16 protein-coding genes and 1 pseudogene are annotated in these 19,609 nt (G+C 71.4%); 11 read left to right on the forward strand and 6 right to left on the reverse strand.

Going from position 1 to position 19,609, the window contains the following annotated elements:
* The first annotated feature begins 10 nt into the window (after positions 1–10).
* Complete coding sequence (locus tag ACPPVO_RS60215; protein WP_426508973.1) at positions 11–1,537, forward strand: flotillin family protein; 1,527 nt, start codon at positions 11–13, stop codon at positions 1,535–1,537.
* Between the two features lie 94 nt (positions 1,538–1,631).
* Complete coding sequence (locus ACPPVO_RS60220) at positions 1,632–2,999, forward strand: MFS transporter (RefSeq protein ID WP_426508975.1); 1,368 nt, start codon at positions 1,632–1,634, stop codon at positions 2,997–2,999.
* Here the strand turns inward: ACPPVO_RS60220 and ACPPVO_RS60225 are convergent.
* Entirely contained in the window at positions 2,993–3,859 is an 867-nt protein-coding gene (locus ACPPVO_RS60225) for a hypothetical protein (RefSeq protein WP_426508977.1), read from the reverse strand. The two genes, ACPPVO_RS60220 and ACPPVO_RS60225, sit on opposite strands and share 7 nt — an antisense overlap.
* 350 nt (positions 3,860–4,209) lie before the next feature.
* Here ACPPVO_RS60225 and ACPPVO_RS60230 point away from each other — a divergent pair.
* A pseudogene (locus ACPPVO_RS60230) lies at positions 4,210–4,425 on the forward strand (peptidylprolyl isomerase); the annotation flags it as partial.
* 61 nt (positions 4,426–4,486) lie between these two features.
* A complete protein-coding gene (locus ACPPVO_RS60235) occupies positions 4,487–4,669 on the forward strand; it encodes a peptidylprolyl isomerase (RefSeq protein WP_426508979.1) in 183 nt (60 codons plus the stop codon).
* On the opposite strand, the gene ACPPVO_RS60240 is transcribed toward ACPPVO_RS60235, so the two are convergent.
* Positions 4,647–6,098, reverse strand: a complete 1,452-nt coding sequence (locus ACPPVO_RS60240) for a CCA tRNA nucleotidyltransferase (protein ID WP_426508981.1) — start codon at positions 6,096–6,098, stop codon at positions 4,647–4,649. The two genes, ACPPVO_RS60235 and ACPPVO_RS60240, sit on opposite strands and share 23 nt — an antisense overlap.
* Before the next feature lie 562 nt (positions 6,099–6,660).
* Between ACPPVO_RS60240 and murJ the strand changes: the two genes are divergently transcribed.
* From murJ to ACPPVO_RS60275, 7 genes are all read left to right on the forward strand, one after another.
* Positions 6,661–8,640 (forward strand): murein biosynthesis integral membrane protein MurJ, encoded by a 1,980-nt coding sequence (gene murJ / locus ACPPVO_RS60245; protein WP_426508983.1) that lies wholly within the window; start codon positions 6,661–6,663, stop codon positions 8,638–8,640.
* Between the two features lie 494 nt (positions 8,641–9,134).
* Positions 9,135–10,652, forward strand: a complete 1,518-nt coding sequence (locus ACPPVO_RS60250) for a protein kinase family protein (protein WP_426508984.1) — start codon at positions 9,135–9,137, stop codon at positions 10,650–10,652.
* A gap of 66 nt (positions 10,653–10,718) precedes the next feature.
* Positions 10,719–11,315 (forward strand): RNA polymerase sigma factor SigM, encoded by a 597-nt coding sequence (sigM, locus tag ACPPVO_RS60255; protein ID WP_426514923.1) that lies wholly within the window; start codon positions 10,719–10,721, stop codon positions 11,313–11,315.
* On the forward strand, positions 11,312–12,220 hold the full coding sequence (locus ACPPVO_RS60260) for a hypothetical protein (protein WP_426508985.1): 909 nt from the start codon (positions 11,312–11,314) through the stop codon (positions 12,218–12,220). Before sigM ends, ACPPVO_RS60260 begins: the two co-directional genes overlap by 4 nt.
* A 92-nt stretch (positions 12,221–12,312) precedes the next feature.
* On the forward strand, positions 12,313–13,239 hold the full coding sequence (trxB, locus tag ACPPVO_RS60265) for a thioredoxin-disulfide reductase (RefSeq protein ID WP_426508987.1): 927 nt from the start codon (positions 12,313–12,315) through the stop codon (positions 13,237–13,239).
* A gap of 31 nt (positions 13,240–13,270) precedes the next feature.
* On the forward strand, positions 13,271–13,606 hold the full coding sequence (gene trxA, locus ACPPVO_RS60270) for a thioredoxin (protein ID WP_360368121.1): 336 nt from the start codon (positions 13,271–13,273) through the stop codon (positions 13,604–13,606).
* 265 nt (positions 13,607–13,871) lie between these two features.
* Positions 13,872–15,050, forward strand: coding sequence for an N-acetylmuramoyl-L-alanine amidase (locus ACPPVO_RS60275; protein ID WP_426508989.1), 1,179 nt, complete (start codon positions 13,872–13,874; stop codon positions 15,048–15,050).
* A gap of 36 nt (positions 15,051–15,086) precedes the next feature.
* Here the strand turns inward: ACPPVO_RS60275 and ACPPVO_RS60280 are convergent, their stop codons facing one another.
* The 4 genes from ACPPVO_RS60280 to ACPPVO_RS60295 all read right to left on the reverse strand — a co-directional run bounded on the left by ACPPVO_RS60280 (position 15,087) and on the right by ACPPVO_RS60295 (position 19,218).
* Positions 15,087–15,767 (reverse strand): GNAT family N-acetyltransferase, encoded by a 681-nt coding sequence (locus ACPPVO_RS60280; RefSeq protein WP_360368115.1) that lies wholly within the window; start codon positions 15,765–15,767, stop codon positions 15,087–15,089.
* Positions 15,768–16,141: 374 nt separating this feature from the next.
* Positions 16,142–16,927 carry a hypothetical protein gene (locus ACPPVO_RS60285; RefSeq protein WP_426508991.1) on the reverse strand — a complete coding sequence of 262 codons (786 nt, stop codon included), beginning with the start codon at positions 16,925–16,927 and terminating at the stop codon, positions 16,142–16,144.
* A gap of 471 nt (positions 16,928–17,398) precedes the next feature.
* Positions 17,399–18,439: a ParB/RepB/Spo0J family partition protein gene (locus ACPPVO_RS60290; protein WP_426508992.1), complete on the reverse strand. Its 1,041-nt coding sequence runs from the start codon at positions 18,437–18,439 to the stop codon at positions 17,399–17,401.
* Complete coding sequence (locus ACPPVO_RS60295) at positions 18,436–19,218, reverse strand: ParA family protein (protein ID WP_426508994.1); 783 nt, start codon at positions 19,216–19,218, stop codon at positions 18,436–18,438. Before ACPPVO_RS60295 ends, ACPPVO_RS60290 begins: the two co-directional genes overlap by 4 nt.
* Positions 19,219–19,609 lie beyond the last annotated feature (391 nt).

Raw genomic sequence — 19,609 nt, forward strand, 5'->3', positions numbered from 1 at the left:
GAAGGAGCGGATGGACTCTGTCCTGCTCGTCGCCATCGGCGGCGGCCTGCTGTTGATCTTGCTGATCGTGTTCTTCATCGTTTCGCGCATCAAGGTGGCCGGCCCCAACGAGGCGTTCATCATCACCGGCCGCAAGGGCAAGTCGGTGCAGGGCGTCGACGGCAGCCGCTCGACCGACCTGTCCGGCCAGAAGGTCGTCATGGGCGCCTCGGTCTTCGTGGTGCCGATCGTGCAGCGCCTCCAGGTGCTCGACCTGTCCAGCCGCCGCATCCACGTCGAGATCACCGGCGCGGTGAGCAAGCAGGGCATCCGCGCCAACCTCCAGGGCGTGGCGATCGTCAAGGTCGGCGGCACCGAGGACGCCATCCGCGCCGCCGCCCAGCGCTTCCTCAACCAGCAGCAGGGCATCGACCTGTTCACCAGCGAGGTCCTGGCCGGCGCGCTGCGCTCGATCGTCGGCCGGCTCACCATCGAGGAGATCATCCGGGACCGCACCGCGTTCGCCAGCGCGGTCGCCGAGGAGGCCGAGCACTCGCTGACCAACCAGGGCCTGGTGCTGGACACCTTCCAGCTGCAGGACATCTTCGCCGAGGGCTCCTACCTCGCCGACCTGGGCCGGCCAGAGGCCGCCCGCGTGCTGCGCGACGCGGCGATCGCCGAGGCGCAGGCCCGGCAGGCCGCCGAGTCCGAACGCCTGCGCTCGGAGGAGGCGATCGCCGAGGCGAACCGGAACCTCTCGCTCAAGCAGGCCGGCATCCAGGCCGAGATCGACGCGGCCAAGGCGAAGTCGGCCGCGGCCGGCCCGCTGGCCCAGGCCGAGCGCGAGCAGGTCATCCTGGCCGAGCAGCAGAAGGTGGCCGAGCGCAACGCCGAGCTCAAGCAGCGCCAGCTCGACACCGAGGTGCGCAAGCCGGCGGACGCGGAGCGGTACAAGGTCGAGCAGGAGGCCGAGGCGGCCAAGAACGCCGCGATCTTCAAGGCCGAGGCGCAGCGGCAGGCGGTCATCGCGGCCGCGCAGGGCGCCGCCGAGCAGGCCCGCCTCACCGGTGAGGGCGAGCGGTCCCGCCGCGCCGCGCTCGCCGAGGCCAACGCCATCGAGGGTGCCAAGGAAGGCGAGGCGGAGCAGCGTCGCCGTGTCGCCATCGCCGAGGCGCTGGAGCGCGAGGGTACGGCCGAGGCGTCGGCGATCCTGGCCCGCGGCCAGGCCGAGGCCGAGGCGATGAAGCTCAAGGCCGACGCGTTCGCCACGTACGGCGAGGCGGCGATCCTCGACCTGCTGGTCCGCGTCATGCCCGACGTCGTCAAGGCGGCCAGCGACCCGATGGGCAACATCGACAAGATGACGGTGATCTCCACCGACGGGGCCTCGTCGCTTACCCGTTCGGTGGCGAGCAACGTCGCCCAGGGCCTCCAGCTCGGCACCGACCTCACCGGCATCGACCTGCAGAAGCTGCTGAGCAAGCTCGGCAGCATCGCGGGGGACGACGTCGTCGAGCCGGTCAACGGCCGGCCCGCCGTCGAGGCGCCCAAGTCGTAGCCGTGACCTTTCGGAGTGGGCCCTCACCGGATGGTGAGGGCCCTTCTCTGTTCGTGCCGGGTCGTGCGGGCACGGTTCGCCGTAGGCTTTGGCGGTGTCCGCCAGCACCATCGCCCCCCGCCAGCAGAAGCACTACGTCCGCGCCGTGCTCCGCCAGCGAAGCTTCCGGCGGCTGGTCTCGGTGCGCGTGATCGCGCAGATCGGCGACGGGCTGTTCCAGGGTGCGCTGGCCGGCAGCGTGCTGTTCAACCCGCAGCAGCGGGCGGGCGGCATGGCCATCGCGGCCGGGTTCGCGATCCTGCTGCTGCCGTACTCGCTGGTCGGCCCGTACGTCGGCGTGTTCCTGGACCGCTGGCGGCGCCGCTCGATCGTCAGCGTCGCCAACATCGCACGGGCGCTGCTGGTGCTGCCGATCGCGCTGTACATCTGGGGCGGTGAGAAGTCGCCGATCCCGTTCCTGCTCGCCCTCGTGGTCATCGGCCTCAACCGGTTCTTCCTGGCCGGGCTGTCCGCGGCGACCCCGCACGTGGTGGCCGACGCGACGCTGGTGACCGCCAACTCCGTCGCCGGCACGCTGGGCTCGCTGAGCTATTCGCTGGGCATCGGGGCGGGCGCGACGCTCATCAAGACCGTGCTGGCCACGTCGTTCCACGGGTACGCGCTCGTCGCCGCCCTCGCCGCGGCCTTCTATCTCGCCTCGGCGCTCATCGGGCGTGCCTCGTTCGGCCCGGACGAGCTGGGGCCGGACGCCACCGACCGGCGGGGCGGCTCGATCCTCGCCGCGCTCGTGGAGACCAGCCGCGGCACGGTCGCCGGGGTCCGCCACCTGGCCGCCAAGCGCGGGGCCGCCTACCTGATGCTCGCGCAGGGGACGTTCCGGCTGCTGTACGGCGTGGTCCTGCTCGCCTGCCTGCTGCTGTTCCGCACCGGCTTCAACCACGGCGACGACGTCACCGGCTCGTTCGGCACCATCGCCAACGCGTTCCTCGCGGGCGGCCTCGGCATGCTGCTCGCCTCGTTCGTCACGCCCCCGGTCGCGCGCCGGATCGGCGGCTGGCGCTGGGTGGCGATCGTGCTGGCCGGCACCGGGGTGGGGATCCTGGGCTTCGGGCTGCCGTTCGACCCGGTGCTGCTGCTCGGGGCCGTGTTCATCACGAACCTCGCCGCGCAGGGCATCAAGATCGTGACCGATACCTCGCTGCAGCACGAGTGCGCGGACGAGTACCGGGGCCGGGTTTTCAGCATCAACGACACCGCGTTCAATCTGACGCTTGTCGCCGGGATGTACGTGGGCGCGCTCACGCTGCCCGACACCGGGCGCTCGGCGGCCGTGCTGTGCGTGGTCGCGGCCGGCTACGTGCTGGCGGCGGCGGGATACGCGGCCCTGGGCGGGCGCTGGGCCCGCCGGGTCGGCGACGACATCGCCGGCCCCGGCGGGGCGCTACGACGGGCGGATCAGTAGCTCGACGACGTCTTCGTCGCGGTGCTGTTGATCTGCGAGGTGCTCATCGTCAGGTTGTTGCCGCTGCAGGTGTACTTCGCCGGGTTGTCGTCCGTCTGGAACGGCTCGGTCTGGTCGAAGTTGATCGACGGCGCCTTGGTGTTGATGGTGCCCGTCGCCTGCACGTTCTGGTACGCGATGCTGCCGCTCGTCGTCGACACGTTCGAGGTGACCGTGGCGTTGACCGTCAGCGTGATCGCGACCGCCTGACCCGAGATGGTCGGGTTGCCGGTGAAGGTGCTGTCCTTGTACGTCTCGGTCAGCTTGCCGTCCGGCGTGAACTTGAGGACCGAGCCGTTCTTGGTCAGGTTGATCGGCACGTTGCCGACGCCGTCCATCGCGACCTGCTCGGTGTACGTCTGCGTGGTCCACGTGCCGACCAGGCACTCGTCGATCACGGCCTTCTCGGCGGCCTTGCCGGTCGCGCTCGGTGCACCGGTCGGGTTGTTCGCCTGCGGGTCGGTCTTCTTGTCATCGCCGCTCTTGAGCGCCGCGACCACCACGATCGCGACGACCAGGACGACGAGGACGCCCGACAGCGCGAGGATCGGCATCAGGTACTTGTTGCGGCCGCCGACCGACGGCGAGCCGGCGCCGCCGTACGTCGCACCGTAAGCGGTGGGAGGGGCCGAGACGGGGTCGGAATATGAGGGTGGAGCCGAATATTGCGGTCCGGAGCTGGTGGGGTATCCGGCATAGGGCTGCTGTCCGCCGTACGGTGCGCCGGTGTACGGCGTGCCGCTCGTCGGCTGCTGGGGCGCCTGCGGGACGCCTCGATAGGTGCGGCACTGCGTGCAGTAGCCGTTCGCATCAATGCCCATGCCGCCGCAGGTTGGACACGGCTGCATGTCTGCCTCCAGGTTCAGTACTTTCCGGGGGTTTGCGTGCTAGCGACGGTAGCCCACCGGGTCTACGCGCAGAACCGGCCGAATCGCCACATGCACGACGCTTACGGGGTCGGGGTTCCGACAACCTGACGACCTCCGGCAACCGGCTCACGGGCCGTTGCTTTAGGTAGTCGTAGAATTACGGAATGTCAACACCACGGAGCCAGCCGGCCGCGGCCGCAGTGCCGTGCGCCTACACGTCGGCCGACCGCGGCGAGGGCGACACGCGCCTGATCGCCACGCCGGCGCCCCGGTCCACCCTGACCGGGCGGGTCGCCGCGACGATGCAGATCAACCTGGGACCGATCGGGATCCAGCTGTACGCCGACCGCGCCCCCTGCACCGTGAACTCCTTCGTGCACCTCGCGCGGGACGACTTCTACAGCGACACACCGTGCCACCGGCTCACCACGGAGGGGTTGTACGTCCTGCAGTGCGGCGATCCGAGCGGTACCGGGACCGGGACGCCGGGATACCAGTACGGCGAGGAGAACCTGCCCACGACCGTGCCCCCGTACCCGCGGGGCACGATCGCCATGGCCAACGCGGGGCCGGGGACCAATGGGGTCGCAGTTCTTCGTGGCGTACAAGGACAGCGACATCCCGCCCGATTACACCGTCTTCGGCACCGTGACCAGCGGGATGGACCTGCTCGACCGGATCGCCGCCGCCGGGACCACGACGGGCGAGCCGGACGGCCCGCCCAAGCTCGCCGTGCAGATCACCGAGATCCGGGTGGCGTGATGCCCTCGGCCTCGGCCCACTTGTGCAGCTCGGCGATCGCCTCGTCGTGCTCGAGCGGCCCGCGCTCGAGGCGCAGCTCCTTGAGGTGGCGCCAGGCGCGGCCCACGAGGGGGCCCGGGGGCACCCCGAGCAGCTCCATGATCGCGTTGCCGTCGAGGTCGGGCCGGACGCGGGCCAGGTCCTCCTCGGCGGCGATGCGCGTGATCCGCTCCTCCAGCGCGTCGTAGTCGGCCGCGAGCTGCGCCGCCTTGCGCTTGTTGCGGGTGGTCACGTCCGAGCGGGTCAGCGCGTGCAGCCGGGACAGCAGCGGGCCCGCGTCGGTCACGTAGCGGCGCACGGCCGAGTCGGTCCACTCGCCGCGGCCGTACCCGTAGAAGCGCAGGTGCAGCGCCACCAGCTCGGCGACGTCGGAGATCACGTCCTTCGGGAACTTCAGCGCCCGCATCCGCTGCTTGGTCAGCCGGGCCCCGACGATCTCGTGGTGGTGGAAGCTCACCCCGCCGTCGGGGCCGACCGCCTTCGTGGCCGGCTTGCCGATGTCGTGCATCAGCGCCGCCATGCGCAGCGTGAAGTCGGCGCCCTCGCGCTCGTGGGTGATCGCGTTGCGCACGACGATCAGCGTGTGCTCGTAGACGTCCTTGTGCTGGGCGTGCTCGTCGATCTCCAGCTTGAGCCCGGCCAGCTCCGGCAGGAACTGCTCGGCCAGGCCGGTGTCGACCAGCAGCCGCAGGCCGGCGATGGGGTCTTCGCCGCACATCAGCTTCACGAACTCGTCGCGGATCCGCTCGGCCGTGATGCGCGCCAGGTCGGGCGCCATCGCGATCACCGCGGCCAGCACCTCGGGCGCGACCGCGAAGCCGAGCTTGCTCACGAACCGCGCGGCCCGCAGCATGCGCAGCGGGTCGTCGGCGAAGGACTCCTCCGGCCGGCCCGGGGTGCGCAGGACGCCCTCGGCCAGGTCGTTGAGGCCGCCGTACGGGTCGGTGAACTCGTGCCCGGGCACCGAGACCGCCATCGCGTTGACGGTGAAGTCGCGCCGGCGCAGGTCGTCGGCGAGGTTGTCGCCGTAGCGGACGATCGGGTTGCGGCTCACACGGTCGTACGCGTCCGCGCGGAAGGTGGTGATCTCGATGCGCAGCCCGCGCCGGGCCAGGCCGATCGTGCCGAACTCCTGGCCGGTGGTCCACACGGCCTCCGCCCAGCCGTCGATCAGCCGCAGCGTCTCCTCGGGCCGCGCGTCGGTGGTGAAGTCGAGGTCGTCGCCGAGGCGCCCGAGCAGCGCGTCGCGGACGGAGCCGCCCACCAGGTGCAGCTCGCGGCCCGCCTGGGCGAAACGGCGGCCGAGCTCGTCGGCGACGGGGGAGACGCGCAGCAGCTCGTGCACGGCGCGGCGCTGGGCCTCGTTGAGGGCGCGTGTGGTCTCGGGCATCGGTCGGTCAGCCTATCGCGACGGGGAAAGCAGGCACCGAGGGTAGCCGCCGTGTGTGCGTCCGGTCGCCCGATAATCGGCAGCCCCTCGGAAGTGTCGGGGGGTGCCACTATGGTCGGTGCGGCGAGCGTGAACGTACGGCCGAGTTGGGATGTGGCGAATGGATCCGGGGCAGGACCCGGCACAGCGCGGGCGCTGGAGCAGTGACCCGACCGTTTCCATGCGGCCGGGCTCGGACGCGCCGTCCGCGGATGACGAGGGTTGGCCGGACCCCGCCTCGGAGGCGCCTCGCCGCCGGGGCGCGCACCGGGCGCCCGAGGAGCCGACCCAGATCGTGCCACCGACGCCACCGGTGTCGCCTTTGCCGCCTTTGCCGCCTTCGTCCGCTCCTCCGGTTTGGGCGGAGGCCTCGCCGGCCGGGGCCACCGAGGTTCTGCCGCCGTCCCCGCAGGCCTGGGGAGAGGGCAGCGGGGACGGCGGGCCGACGCAGATCGTGCCGCCGGTGGCACCGCCCGGCTGGAGTGCCACGCCTCCCGCGGGGCCGACGCAGATCGTGCCGCCGGTGGCACCGCCCGGCTGGAGTGCCACGCCTCCCGCGGGGCCGACCCAGATCGCGCCGCCGGTGGCACCGCCCGGCTGGAGTGCCACGCCACCCGCTGAGCCGATCCAGATCGTGCCGCCGCCGGCCCAGCCGACTGGCGGAAACGAGTTCCTCTCCGGCCCGACGCAGGTGCTGCGGCCGCCGCCGGGGCCCGTCGACCCCGGCCAGACCGTCCGGCTCCACGTCGGGCGGCGTCCCGATGGCATGCCCGTCGACCCCGCCAACGCGCCGACCGTCGCCCTGCCCCTGATCACCCCGCGGCCGCAGGTCGTGGCCGACGCGCCGGTCGTGGAGGAGTCCGCCCCGCCGAGCGCGGCCGACGACGACAGCACCGGCACCGTCGTGCGCAACAGCGGCACGATGGCCATCCTGAGCCTGGTCAGCCGGGCCACCGGCTTCATCCGGGCCGCGGCCATCGCGGCGGCCATCGGCGGCGCCGTGGTCGGCGACGACTACACGCTGGCGAACAACCTGCCCAACCAGGTGTACGAGCTGCTGCTCGGCGGCGTCCTGGCCAGCGTGCTCATCCCCACGCTGGTGCGGGCCCGCAAGGAGGAGCCCGACCGCGGCGAGGCGCACGCCCAGCGCCTGCTGACCCTGGCCGCCGTCGCGCTCGGCATCGCCACGCTGATCGTGGTCGTCGCCGCGCCGCTCATCACGGCCATCTACACGCTGGGCAACGACAAGGTCACCCAGCACGACCGCGACCTGATCACGCTGCTCGCGTACCTGCTGCTGCCCGAGATCTTCTTCTATGGCCTCGCCGGCATCTCGGCCGCGATCCTCAACGTGCGCGGGCACTTCGCGGCGCCGATGTGGACGCCGATCCTCAACAACGTCGTCATCATCGTCACGGCCGGCGTGTTCATGCTGGTCCGCGGCGGCGGGCTGCCGACCCCCGACACGATCACGCTCACCCAGGTGCTCGTCCTCGGCATCGGCACCACGCTGGGCATCATCGTGCAGGCGGCCGGGCTGTGGCCCGCGATGCGCAAGACCGGGTTCCGCTGGAAGTGGCGCTTCGACTTCCGCAAGCTGCACCTGCGCGAGCTGGCGAAGCTTGGCGCGTGGATGCTGTTGTACGTCGGCGTCTACCAGCTGGGCATCACCGTCGTCATGGCGCTGGCCAAGAACAACCAGCTCCGCGGCGGCGAGGGGCCGGCCGTGTTCAACAACGCCTTCCTGATCTTCATGATGGCCCACGGCATCGTCGCCGTCTCCGTCATCACGGCGATCATGCCGCGCATCTCGGCCGCCGCCGCCGACGGCCGCTTCTCCGACGTGACCGAGCAGCTCGCCCAGGGCAGCCGCCTGGCCTCGGTGATCCTGATCCCGGCCGCGGCCGTCTACCTCGTGCTCGGCCGCCCGCTCGCGGTCACGCTGTTCAACTGGGGCAGCTACGACTACAACCAGTCCCTCGCCACCGGCTCGGTCGTCGCCGCGGCCGGCCTCGGCCTGGTCCCGTTCGCGCTGAGTCAGATGCAGACGAGCGTCTTCTACGCCATGCGCGACACCAAGACCCCGGCGCTGGTCAACATCGGCGGCGTCGCCGTGCGCCTGGTGCTCGACGTGGGCTTCTACCTCGTCCTGCCGGTCGCGGTGGTCACGACCTCGCTGATGGTGGGCACCGCGCTCTCCTACATCGTGGCCCTGATCGTCGGTTACGTGCTGCTGCGCAAGCGCCTGGGCCGCCTGGGCCTGCGTAAGCTGCTGGACACGCTCATCCGCCTGACCGCCGCGGCGGTCGCGGGCGGCCTGCTGGCCCTCGGCGTGACCTGGCTGATCGGCATGGTCATCGACCCGGGCAAGCTGCAGGGCGTCGTGCAGCTGATCTTCGGCAGCGCGGTGCTGCTGGCCGTGTACGCGGCCGGCGCCGTCTTCCTGAAGGTCCCCGAGGTCAACCAGTTCGCCTCGATGATCCGCCGCCGCCTCGGCCGCTGATTCATTCGCGCGGATTGCGAAGATTGACGGTCGCGGGTGCCTGGTAGCGATTCGGCAGGTTGCACGCCGACAAATGATCGGAGATCGGCGTCTCACTTGCCGGTGCGGTTGAACCGAACGGGGTCCGAATACGTGACACCGATGTGGTGGGCGTGACGCGTGCGCCGGCTCGGCCGCGACACGCGGGCGGCGCGGCAATTTGTGACATTTGTCGAATGCCGTCCGGACCGTCCCGGGTGCGGCCCACTCCGCCCCGCGTGACCGCCTGGGACGATTCGGTGAAAAGTGGGTGAAGGGGAAATGACGGCCGTGTCCTGACATGGGTGATCAATTGGCCTCGCACGGGGTGGTCCAGAGATGATGACGTGTCGGCGACCGAAGAGCCGACAGGTAAGGTCAACCCCGGCGCCCCGCCGAAGCGCTTAGGCTTAGTGACTGCGACTCGCGTTACGTCAGACGCCACAGGTCGGCACACGGATCGGAAGGGAGGACGGGTGGCTGAGCTCGACGAAGGGCTGGAGGCTGGGGGCGTTCCCCAGGTCCTGACCTTCGGCACCCCATCCGTCGGTGAAATCCTTGCCGAGCGCTACCAGCTCGAAGAGCACATCGGCAACGACTCGCTGGGCCGCCAGCTGTACCGCGGCATCGACGTCATCCTGCGCCGCCCCGTCGCGGTGGTCACGCGCTACCCCGGCGGGGACAGCGCGAAGGAGATGCTGGCCGCGGCCGTGGCCATGAGCCGGATCGTGCACCCGCACCTCGTCGGCGTCTACGACGCAATCGACGAGGGCGAGCGCGCCTACGTGGTGCGCGAGTGGGTGGACGGCATCGCTCTGCGCGACATCGTGGCGCAGGGCCCGCTCGACGCCGGCCGCTCGGTCGCGATCGCCTGGGCCGTCACCGACGCCGTCGCGGCGCTGCACGGCACCGGGATGGCGCACGGCAACGTGCACCCCGGCACCGTCCTCGTGGCCCACGACGGCCGCGTGGTGCTCACGGACGCGCGGGCCGACGACGGCGCCACCCCCGAGACGGACATCCGCTCGATCGGCGCCATCCTCTACTGCGCACTGACCGGCTACTGGCCGCACGCCGAGGCCGGCACCTACTCCGTGCCCGACGGCGTTCGCGACTCCAGCGGCGCGCTGCAGACCCCGCGCCAGGTGCGCGCCGGCGTCCCCGCCGCCCTCGACTCGCTCGTCGCCGACCTGCTCAACCCCGACCTCCCGCTGCCCTCGGCCGAGTCGCTCGCCGGCGAGCTCGCCTCGTTCGGCGGCCTCGACGAGGAGGACCTGGCGGCCGAGGACGGCGGGCGCGTCGACTTCGCCGCGTTCGACTCCGCCGCGCAGTCCACCGCCCCGCCACGGCCCGCCGGGCGCAAGCTCGCCGTCGGCGTCGTCGGTCTGCTGGTGCTGGCCCTGGCCGGCACGCTGGCCGCGGCCCGCGTGCTCGGCGACCCGGCCACGCCCGACGCCACGCCCGGCAGCGCGCCGCCCGGCACGAGCGCGTCGCAGCAGGCCAAGCCGGCCGGGCAGCCGGTCGTGTTCAAGATCGACTCCTCGAAGGTCCGCATCATCGACCCGGCGGGCACCCGCTCCGAGGTCAAGGACGCCGACAAGACCGTCGACGGCGACCCCAACACGGTGTGGAAGACCGAGCGGTACAACAAGGCCGAGTTCGGCGGCAAGAAGCCCGGCATGGGCGTGTGGATCGACCTCGGCGAGGAGAAGCAGGTCTCCTCCGTGCAGGTCGTGTTCCAGACCCCCGGCGCCGACGGCGAGCTGCGGGCCGGCAGCCAGGACCTCGGCAGCGGCCAGGCGCAGGACCAGGCGACGATGCAGCAGTACGCCACCGTGGCCGGCACGCCCCGCCAGAACATGGGCAGCACGACGATCTTCAACGGGCCCGAGCAGAAGACCCGCTACCTGATGGTGTGGATCACGAAGCTGCCCAAGGAGAGCAACAGTGGGTACCGCGTGGCTATCGGAGAGATAACCGTCCGGGTGCAGTGACCCCACGAACCGTCCGCGGTCGATAGGGTGCCACCCGTGGACGCTGCGGAGCCGGGCGCGCGCGAGATGCGCGACGATGCGTCGCTGCTGCGCGCCCACTCCGCTGGCGACCCCAACGCGTTCAGCGAGCTCGTCCGGCGCCACCGCGACCGTCTCTGGGCGGTCGCGCTGCGCACCCTGGGCGACCGCGAGGAGGCCGCCGACGCGCTCCAGGACGCGCTGCTCTCGGCGTTCCGCGCGGCCGGCAACTTCCGCGGCGACTCGGCCGTCACCACCTGGCTGCACCGGATCGTGGTGAACGCCTGCCTCGACCGGGTCCGCCGCCGCCAGGCCCGCCCGACTGTGCCGCTGCCCGAGACGGACGTCACACCGGCCCCGGCCAGCGACCGCGACACCGCCATGGACGTGCGCCAGGCGCTGCAGCAGCTGCCCGCCGAGCAGCGGGCCGCGCTCGTGCTCGTGGACGTGCAGGGCTACCCCGTCGCCGAGGCCGCCGTGATCCTCGGCGTCGCGGAGGGCACCATCAAGAGCAGGTGCGCGCGCGGCCGGGCCCGGCTCGCGCTGCTCCTCGGCCACCTGCGGAACCCCGTCGACGGTGGCCGCGTCCCATCCGAGGTGGCATCAGACGTCCCATCCGCGTCCGGAAAGGAGAGTGGCGCGTGACGGCCTTCTCCGAAGCCGATCTCGACCGGCTCGCCGACTTCGTCGGCGGGGCGCTGGACGGCACCCCGGAGGCGGACGACGTGCGCCACCTGGTGACGACGGAGGCGAGCTGGGCCGAGGCCTACACGATGCTCGTGTCGGCCGACGCCGCCATGCGTGACGAGCTGCACGCGCTGGGGGCGGAGGCTCTGCCGGTACCGCTGAATGTGCAGCAACGCCTGGATGCCGCACTGGCGTCGGCCGTGGCCGCACCCCCGGCGGACGCCTCCGTGGTCGACCTGGCCCGCGCACGCGAGGCGCGCAAGCGGCGCCGGATGCGCTGGACCGCCGGGCTCGCCGCGGCCGCCGCCATGATCGTGTGCGCCGGCGTTGGCGCGCAGGTCCTCCGGCAGAACAGCGCCGACCGGGAGGACCGGCCCTCGTCCGCCGTGCCCAACGTCGCCGCGGGCGGCCCCGAGCGCAGCACCGCCACCGCCGCCGGCGACTCGGCCGCCGGGGCGTCCGGCGACTCGCCGATCATCTCCAGCGGCCGCGACTACGCGCCGGGGACGCTGGGCGACGTCACCGGCACCGTGACCAAGACGCAGTCCCGCAACGCCCTGCAGGGCGACGGCGGGGCGAGCACGGCCGACAACGGCGCCAAGGCGCCCGCGAACGTGCCCGGACCCCTCGCACGGCTCGCCGAGCCGGCCGCCCGGGCCGCGTGCCTCGCCGCCATCACGAGGGAATACGGTGGTCAGGTGGCGCTGGTCGACTACGCCTCGTTCGAGGGACAGCCGGCGCTGGTCGTGGTGGTCGAGGGTTCGCGGACCGCGGTGGGCAAGCGGCTCGTGATCGTCGTCGGGCCCAACTGCGGCATCGGCGGCGCGATCGCCGACGAACGGTACCGTGCCACCGCCCCGTAGCGGTGATGTGGCACACGAGTCACCCTCCACCGGGAATGGCCGGTTCGTAGGATGGCGTTTTGCTGGCACAGGCTGAAATCGAGGAGTCGACCGTGGATGAGGTCCGCAACCTGATCATCGTGGGGTCCGGTCCCGCCGGGTACACGGCTGCCGTCTATGCGGCCCGGGCCAACCTCAAGCCGCTGGTGATCGAGGGGGTCACGTCCGGCGGCGCGCTGGTGACCACCACCGAGGTAGAGAACTTCCCGGGCTTCCCGGACGGCATCAACGGGCCCGAGCTCATGGACAACATGCGCAAGCAGGCCGAGCACTTCGGGGCCGAGTTCATCACCGACGACGCCACCCGGGTAGCCCTGGACGGCCCGGTGAAGAGTGTGTGGGTCGGTGAGACGGAGTACCAGGCCAAGGCCATCATCCTGGCCACCGGCTCCGCCTGGCGCCCGCTGAACGTCCCGGGCGAGCAGGAGCTGCTCGGCCGCGGCGTGTCGTCCTGTGCCACCTGTGACGGGTTCTTCTTCCGCAACGAGAACATCGTCGTCGTGGGCGGCGGTGACTCCGCGATGGAGGAGGCGACCTTCCTCACCCGCTTCGCCACCAAGGTCACGATCATCCACCGCCGCGACTCGTTCCGCGCCAGCAAGATCATGGCGGAGCGGGCCCTGGCCAACGAGAAGATCGAGGTCCTCTGGAACAGCGTCGTGACGGAGGTCCTGGACGGCGGCGGCCGCGTCAGCGCCGTGCGCATCAAGAACACCTCCAGCGGCGAGGAGCGGGACCTGCCGGTGGCCGGCGTGTTCGTCGCGATCGGCCACGACCCGCGCAGCGAGCTGTTCCGCGGCCAGGTCGACCTCGACGACGAGGGCTACGTGAAGGTGGCCGCGCCGAGCACCCGCACCAACATCGAGGGCGTGTTCGCCGCCGGCGACGTCGTCGACCACACCTACCGGCAGGCCATCACCGCCTCCGGCACCGGCTGCGCCGCGGCCCTCGACGCCGAGCGGTACATCGCGGCCCTGTAGAGCCAGAAGAGCTTTGAGAGAAGGAGAGCGCATGGGAGCCATCCAGCCCGTCAGCGACAAGACCTTCGAGGTCGACGTCCTCAAATCGGATATTCCGGTTCTGGTGGACTTCTGGGCGGAATGGTGCCAGCCGTGCCGCAAGATCGAGACCATGCTGAACGAGATCGCCGTGGGCGAGCTCGCCGACAAGGTCAAGATCGTGAAGGTCGACATCGACAGCAACCCCGAGACCGCGCGGGCCTACCAGGTCCTCTCGGTGCCGACGCTGACCGTGTTCAAGGACGGCGAGCCGTTCCGGTCGGTCGTGGGCGCGAACCCGAAGAGTGCGCTGGTCCGGCTGATCGAGTCGGCGCTCGACCCGGCCTGATCGGGCTCTCCCGGCATTCCGATGCCCCGTCTCCGTGCTTCGCGGAGGCGGGGCCTCTCTGTAACACCGCACCGGCCCGCGACGCTTAGTTCGTGGCGCAGGGTGCTTTCTTCGTGATGCGGCGCCGGGTAGAGAGCGGCACCGGGGCGGTGGGAGTACGCTGCCTCGCGGATGCGGCACCGCGCGGGTAAATCGCCCCATAACGGCGCGCTCTGGTGGGCACGTACGATTCCGACGCGGGGTACAGGCACTTCAGGAGGAATATATGCGGGCTATCCGGCGCGGGGCGCGGGGCGCGGCGGTCGCCGAGATCCGCGGCATTCTGGTCGTGCTGGAGCTGCTGGAGGACCTGCTGCCGTCGGATCCGTCGCGGGACGATCCCGAGTACGACGCCGACGTCGAGCACGCCGTGCGCGCGTTCCAGCAGAGCCGCGGCCTGACCGTCGACGGCGAGGTCGGCGACGAGACCTGGCGCGCCCTGGACGCGGCCCGCTGGCGGCTCGGCCAGCGCGCACTGTTCCACACCGTCGGCGACCCGTATGTCGGCGATGACGTACGCCAGCTGCAGGAGCGGCTGCTCGAGATGGGGTACAACCCGGGCCGCGCCGACGGCATCTACGGCGGGCTCACCGCCCACGCCGTCGCCCAGTTCCAGCGCGAGGTCGGCCTGCGCCCCGACGGCGAGTGCGGCCCCGCCACGGTCGGCTCCCTGCGCCGCCTCGGCCGCAAGGTCATCGGCGGCCGGCCCCAGCTCCTGCGCGAGGCCGAGGCGTTCCGCGAGTCGGGCCCGACCCTGCTCGGCAAGCGCATCGTGATCGACCCCGGCCACGGCGGCCCCGACACGGGGCACGTGGTGCCCGACGGGCCGCTGCGGTGGGTGGAGGCGGACCTCGTGTATGACCTTGCGGCCCGCCTGGAGGGCCGTCTGGCGGCCGCGGGAATGCGGGTGAACCTCACCAGGGGTCCGCAGCCGACGGGCGTCCTGAGCGATCGTGACCGGGTCCACCTCGCCAACGAGCTCGGCGCCGACCTCCTCATCTCGATCCACCTCGACGGGCACCCGACGCCCCTCGCCGACGGCGTGGCCACCTACCACTACGGCTCCGCCTCCGGCCCCACCTCGGTCGTGGGGGAGCGGCTGGCCGGCCTCGTGCAGCGCGAGATCGTGGTCCGCACCGGGCTGCGCGACTGCCACACCCACCCGAAGACGTGGGAGCTGCTCCGGCTCACCAAGATGCCCGCCGTCCGGGTCGACGTGGGCTACCTGACGTCGCCGGGGGACCGCCGGCAGCTCATCGACCCCGCGTTCCGCGATCGTGTCGTGGAGGCCATCATGGCCGCGGTCCAGCGCATGTACCTGCCCGTCGAGTCCGACGTCCCGACGGGCTCGATCGACGTGAGCCTGCTGCGCGCGCTGACGGGAACGAGCGCTCCGACCGCGTAGGCCTTTGTCCGGATCGGCTACCTTATGGCCGGATTCTCAGCCGGAGGTCATCTCCCGGGTCGCCGGGCGGACCGGGAGCACCGGACGTAGTAGCGACTCCGGGCTCATCGACCCGAGGAGCTTCTCCAGCGCGTACTCGACGTCCGACTTCCAGGACAGCGCGGTCCGCAGCTCGAGACGCAGACGGGGATAGCGCGGATGCGGTCGTACCGTCTTGAAGCCGATCGACAGGAAGAAGTCCGCCGGCGCCAGGCAGCCGCGCTCGTTGCGCCCGGCCTCGTCCACCTCGCCGAACTTCGCGTCGCCGAACGCCTCGATCGCCTTGACGCCGCGCTTGGTCAGATCGCGCGCGACGCCCTGGACGAGCATGCGCCCGAGCCCGCCGTCGGCGAACGGCTGTACGACGTGCGCGGTCATGAGCAGCACCGCGTCGGCCGACACCGGCGAGGTCGGGAACGCCATGCTCCGGGGCACATACGCGGGCGGCGCGAACATCACGAACCCGGCCGGCATCCCGTCGACGTACACCAGCTTCCCGCAGGAGCCCCACTCGAGCAGCGTCTGCGAGACCCAGGCTTCCTTCTCGAGCCCCGGATCGCCGTTGGCGCAGGCCCGATCGGCGGCCACGGGATCGAGTTCCCAGAACACGCAGTCACGGCACGATCGAGGAAGATCCTCGAGGGTGTCCAGCGTCAAACTGACGAGACGTCGCGACATTGGCCCATCTCCACGCACCCGGGATTAGCTCGGTCATGATGGTACGCACTCGCGACACGCCGCGGGACCCATCCGAGGACAGTTCCTCGCCCGGCCCGCTGCGCCGGACCTCATTCCACCCGGTCGGGTGGTTACCCCCTGGCCCCGGGGTTCGATGACCTCAGGTTCACGGGCGGGCCGGGTTCGATGACCCGACGTCCGGGGTAGTCAACAGCGCTGACCGCCCGGGTGGCCGAGTTCGGCGGCCGCCCGGGCGGTCACCCGAGCCCGCCGCCGCCACGGTCTTGTCCCTCGTCCCGCGGTCCTGTTTCTCGTCCGCGGTCTTGTCCCCCGCGGTCCTGTGCCGTGTCGGTGCCGCCTCGGACCTGTGCCCCTCAGTTGGCGCGCGTCGGGGGCTCGGTCTCCTTCTGCCCGGCGGCACTCGGCTCGTCGTCGGGTGCGTCGCCGTTGCCTTCAGCCGGCTCGGGTACGACCACATCGTCGTTGTCCACGGCGGTCGCGGCCGGCTCCAGGGCGTCGTCGGGCTGGGCCTCGGCCTCGTGCTCGGCCAGGCTCGTCGGGGCGGTCCAGTTGATGCGCGGCGGCTCGGCCAGGGGGCGGCCGCCGAACTCGGCCAGCCACGCTGCGACCATGGCCAGGTTCTCGCGCCAGCGGGCCTCGGGGATCGGCGGGAGGATGTCGTCCCACAGCGCGAGGAAGGTGCCCTGGAGTTGGAGCCGGCCGTACGGCCGGGCGAGGAACCACACGTGCAGGTGCGCCGCGCCATCGCCCCAACGATTCACGTGAACCCGGGCCACGCCATCGAGCGAGCGGATCGCGCGCTCCAGGCGGACCGTCATCACGCCGAGCTCGGCCGCGAGCATGTTCGGCAGGTCGCCCAGGTCGAGGTGCGAGCGGGACTCGAGGATCAGCACCGCGGGCAGGCCCGTCGGGCGGTCGAGCGCACGGACGCGCCAGCGGTCGCTCACCCAGATGTACGCCTCGTCCGGCGCCGCGCACGCCCGGCACTCGGCGGGGTTGTCGCCGTGGCGCGGGGGCTCGATCGGCACGGGTTCGAGGAGGCGCTTGACGCGGATGTCGCCCTCGAACGGGAACGTGGGCCAGTAGGTGAAGGCAGGGAGCTGGTGCGACTGTTGCGGTTGCTGCGGCGACTCGGGCACGAAGCCGACCCTAGCCGACCAGAAGGCCCGGTGTCCGTACCCTGTGGATAGCGGGCGAGTTATCCACAGGGGCGGTGGAAACCGCTGTGGATGGTGTAGTCCAGGTCGGCGGGCGCGGTCGTGTTCATCCACAGGGGCACTCGCGCTCTAGCACGTGGTTTCACGTGAAACGGCTGAGCCTGTGGATAACCCCTGTGGATAAGATTCGCCCAGAGCCGTTCTCTCAAGATTCGTTTGCGGCCCGATTTTCCGCCCGGCGGCTTCCAAAAGGGCGCTTTGGCGCCCGGCTCCTCGTTCTTGGCCCCGCGGGCCTGGCTGGGCGGTTCCCTCCGGCCGAAGGCCTTCGGCACCGCCCATTTGTCTGGCGGGAGCGACGGTCCGCAAGTGACGCGGGCCCGAGCCAAGGCCCAAAAAGCCCGAGGGCCGGTCCCGATCAGGGATCGGCCCTCGGGCCGTCGTTCGTCGTTGCTACTACTGATCGCGCTGCGTCGCCGACTGCTCCTCCGGCACGCCGATGATGCCCACGATCCGCTCCAGGTCGTCGACCGTCGCGAACTCGATCGTGATGCGCCCCTTGCGCCGGCCGATGTCGACCTTGACCCGCGTGTCGAAACGGTCCGAGAGGCGGTCGGCCAGATCCGACAGCGCCGGCGCGTGCGGCTTGGCGCGCCGCTGGGCCGGGGCCGACTTCTTCGGCGCGTTCTCCAACACGGACAGCTGGACGAGCTCCTCGGTGGCGCGCACCGACAGCCCCTCCGCGACGATGCGCGTCGCCAGCGACTCCTGCTCGTCCGAGTCCTCGAGGCCCAGCAGCGCGCGGGCGTGCCCGGCCGAGAGCACGCCGGCCGCGACGCGGCGCTGCACCGGCGCGGGGAGGTTCAGCAGCCGGATCGTGTTCGAGATCTGCGGGCGGCTCCGGCCGATGCGCCGGGCGAGCTCCTCGTGCGTCGCGCCGAACTCCTCGAGCAGCTGCTGGTACGCGGCCGCCTCCTCCAGCGGGTTCAGGTTCGCCCGGTGGATGTTCTCCAGCAGCGCGTCACGGAGCATCGCGTCGTCGCGCGTCTCGCGGACGATCGCCGGGATGGCCTCCTTGCCCAGCGCCTGGGCGGCCCGCCAGCGGCGCTCGCCCATGACGAGCTCGTACTGCTTCTCCCCATCCGCCTCGCGCAGCTCGCGCACGACGATGGGCTGCAGGAAGCCGACCTCCTGGATCGAGGTCTTCAACTCCTCGATCGCCTCGTCGTCGAACACCTGCCGCGGCTGCTTCGGGTTCGCCGTGATGGAGCCGACCGGGATCTCCGCGAAGCGCGCGCCCGGTACCGGGGCCAGCGCGTCGGCCGCCGGCGCCACGGGCGCCATCGCCGCCGCGGGCTCTGCGGGCGCGCCGTTCGTCACGTTCGGGGGAGTGGCGAGCGCGGTCGCCGTGCCGGTCGAGCCCTCGGCCGGCGCGGCGGCGGTTGGGATGAGAGCACCGAGCCCTCGCCCGAGACCCCCACGTCGGTTGGACTTCATGCGACCCCTCCCACCTGCGCGCCTTGCGCGCCGCGCAGCGCGATCTCCTGCGCCGCCTCGAAATAGCTCACCGCACCCCGCGAACCGGGGTCGTACGTCATGACCGACTGGCTGTAGCTCGGCGCCTCCGACACCCGCACGTTGCGGGGGATCACCGCGTTCAGGCACTTCTCGCCGAAGTGGTTGCGCACGTCCTGCTCCACGAGGTCGGCCAGGCGCGTGCGCCGGTCGTACATCGTCAGGAGCACGGTCGTGATGTCGAGCTTCGGGTTCAGGTGCGACCGGACGAGCTCGATGTTGTTCGTGAGCGCCTGCACACCCTCCAGCGCGTAGTACTCGCACTGGATCGGAATCAGGACCTCCTCGGCGGCGACGAGAGCGTTGACCGTGAGCAGCCCGAGCGAGGGCGGGCAGTCGATGAAGATGTAGTCGTAGTTGTCGCCCCCGGCCTCGATCGCGCGCTTGAGCCGCGACTCACGGGCGACGACCGAGACGAGCTCGATCTCCGCGCCGGCGAGGTCGATCGTCGCCGGTACCGCCCACAGGTTCGGGATGCCCTCGACCTGCTGGGTCACCGCGTCGAGCGGGGCGCCGTCGATGAGGCAGTCGTACACGTCCGGCACGCCCGAGTGGTGGGGCACGTTGAGCCCGGTCGAGGCGTTGCCCTGGGGGTCGAGGTCGATCACCAGTACGCGGTTGCCATGGAGCGCCAGGGCGACGGCGATGTTCACCGCGGTGGTCGTCTTTCCGACGCCGCCCTTCTGGTTGGCTACACACATCGTGCGGCGCCGTGGTGGGCGGGGCATAGTGATCTCCCCGCTCGGGTTGAGAATCTCCACGGCGCGCTTTGCCTCCTGTGCCAGCGGGGGATCTTCGGTTTCACGTGAAACATAAGCGTCGGTCATGGCGCCCTCGGTATCCGCGGTGACGACGGTCGGGTGGGGCCGGGGAGACGGTGGGTTCCGTCGTTCGGGCCTCACCTCGGCCGGAGAAGCGTCGACTGCTGGCGATGCTCCCCGGCCGTAAAGGGTACCGGTTGTGCTGCGCTCGGTCGGCCCGGTGACCTGAAACTCCACCGTGCCCCCGCGTGTCGACTCGGAATCCGGGCGCGTCGGTTGACCCTGCGGTGGAGCGGACACGGGGTTTCGCGGCTGTACCGCATGCGGCGCG

The organism is Dactylosporangium sp. McL0621, from assembly GCF_049995355.1.
In the GTDB taxonomy this organism is placed as follows: domain Bacteria; phylum Actinomycetota; class Actinomycetes; order Mycobacteriales; family Micromonosporaceae; genus Dactylosporangium.

Bases quoted from the DNA above. Each gene is read 5' to 3' on its own strand.
- trxA (WP_360368121.1), top strand. From the start codon at position 13,271: ATGGGAGCCATCCAGCCCGTCAGCGACAAGACCTTCGAGGTCGACGTC.
- ACPPVO_RS60215 (WP_426508973.1), top strand. From the start codon at position 11: ATGGACTCTGTCCTGCTCGTCGCCATCGGCGGCGGCCTGCTGTTGATC.
- ACPPVO_RS60240 (WP_426508981.1), bottom strand. From the start codon at position 6,098: ATGCCCGAGACCACACGCGCCCTCAACGAGGCCCAGCGCCGCGCCGTG.
- ACPPVO_RS60275 (WP_426508989.1), top strand. From the start codon at position 13,872: ATGCGGGCTATCCGGCGCGGGGCGCGGGGCGCGGCGGTCGCCGAGATC.
- ACPPVO_RS60280 (WP_360368115.1), bottom strand. From the start codon at position 15,767: ATGTCGCGACGTCTCGTCAGTTTGACGCTGGACACCCTCGAGGATCTT.
- ACPPVO_RS60225 (WP_426508977.1), bottom strand. From the start codon at position 3,859: ATGGGCATTGATGCGAACGGCTACTGCACGCAGTGCCGCACCTATCGA.
- sigM (WP_426514923.1), top strand. From the start codon at position 10,719: ATGCGCGACGATGCGTCGCTGCTGCGCGCCCACTCCGCTGGCGACCCC.
- ACPPVO_RS60290 (WP_426508992.1), bottom strand. From the start codon at position 18,439: ATGAAGTCCAACCGACGTGGGGGTCTCGGGCGAGGGCTCGGTGCTCTC.
- ACPPVO_RS60295 (WP_426508994.1), bottom strand. From the start codon at position 19,218: ATGTGTGTAGCCAACCAGAAGGGCGGCGTCGGAAAGACGACCACCGCG.
- ACPPVO_RS60235 (WP_426508979.1), top strand. From the start codon at position 4,487: ATGGGGTCGCAGTTCTTCGTGGCGTACAAGGACAGCGACATCCCGCCC.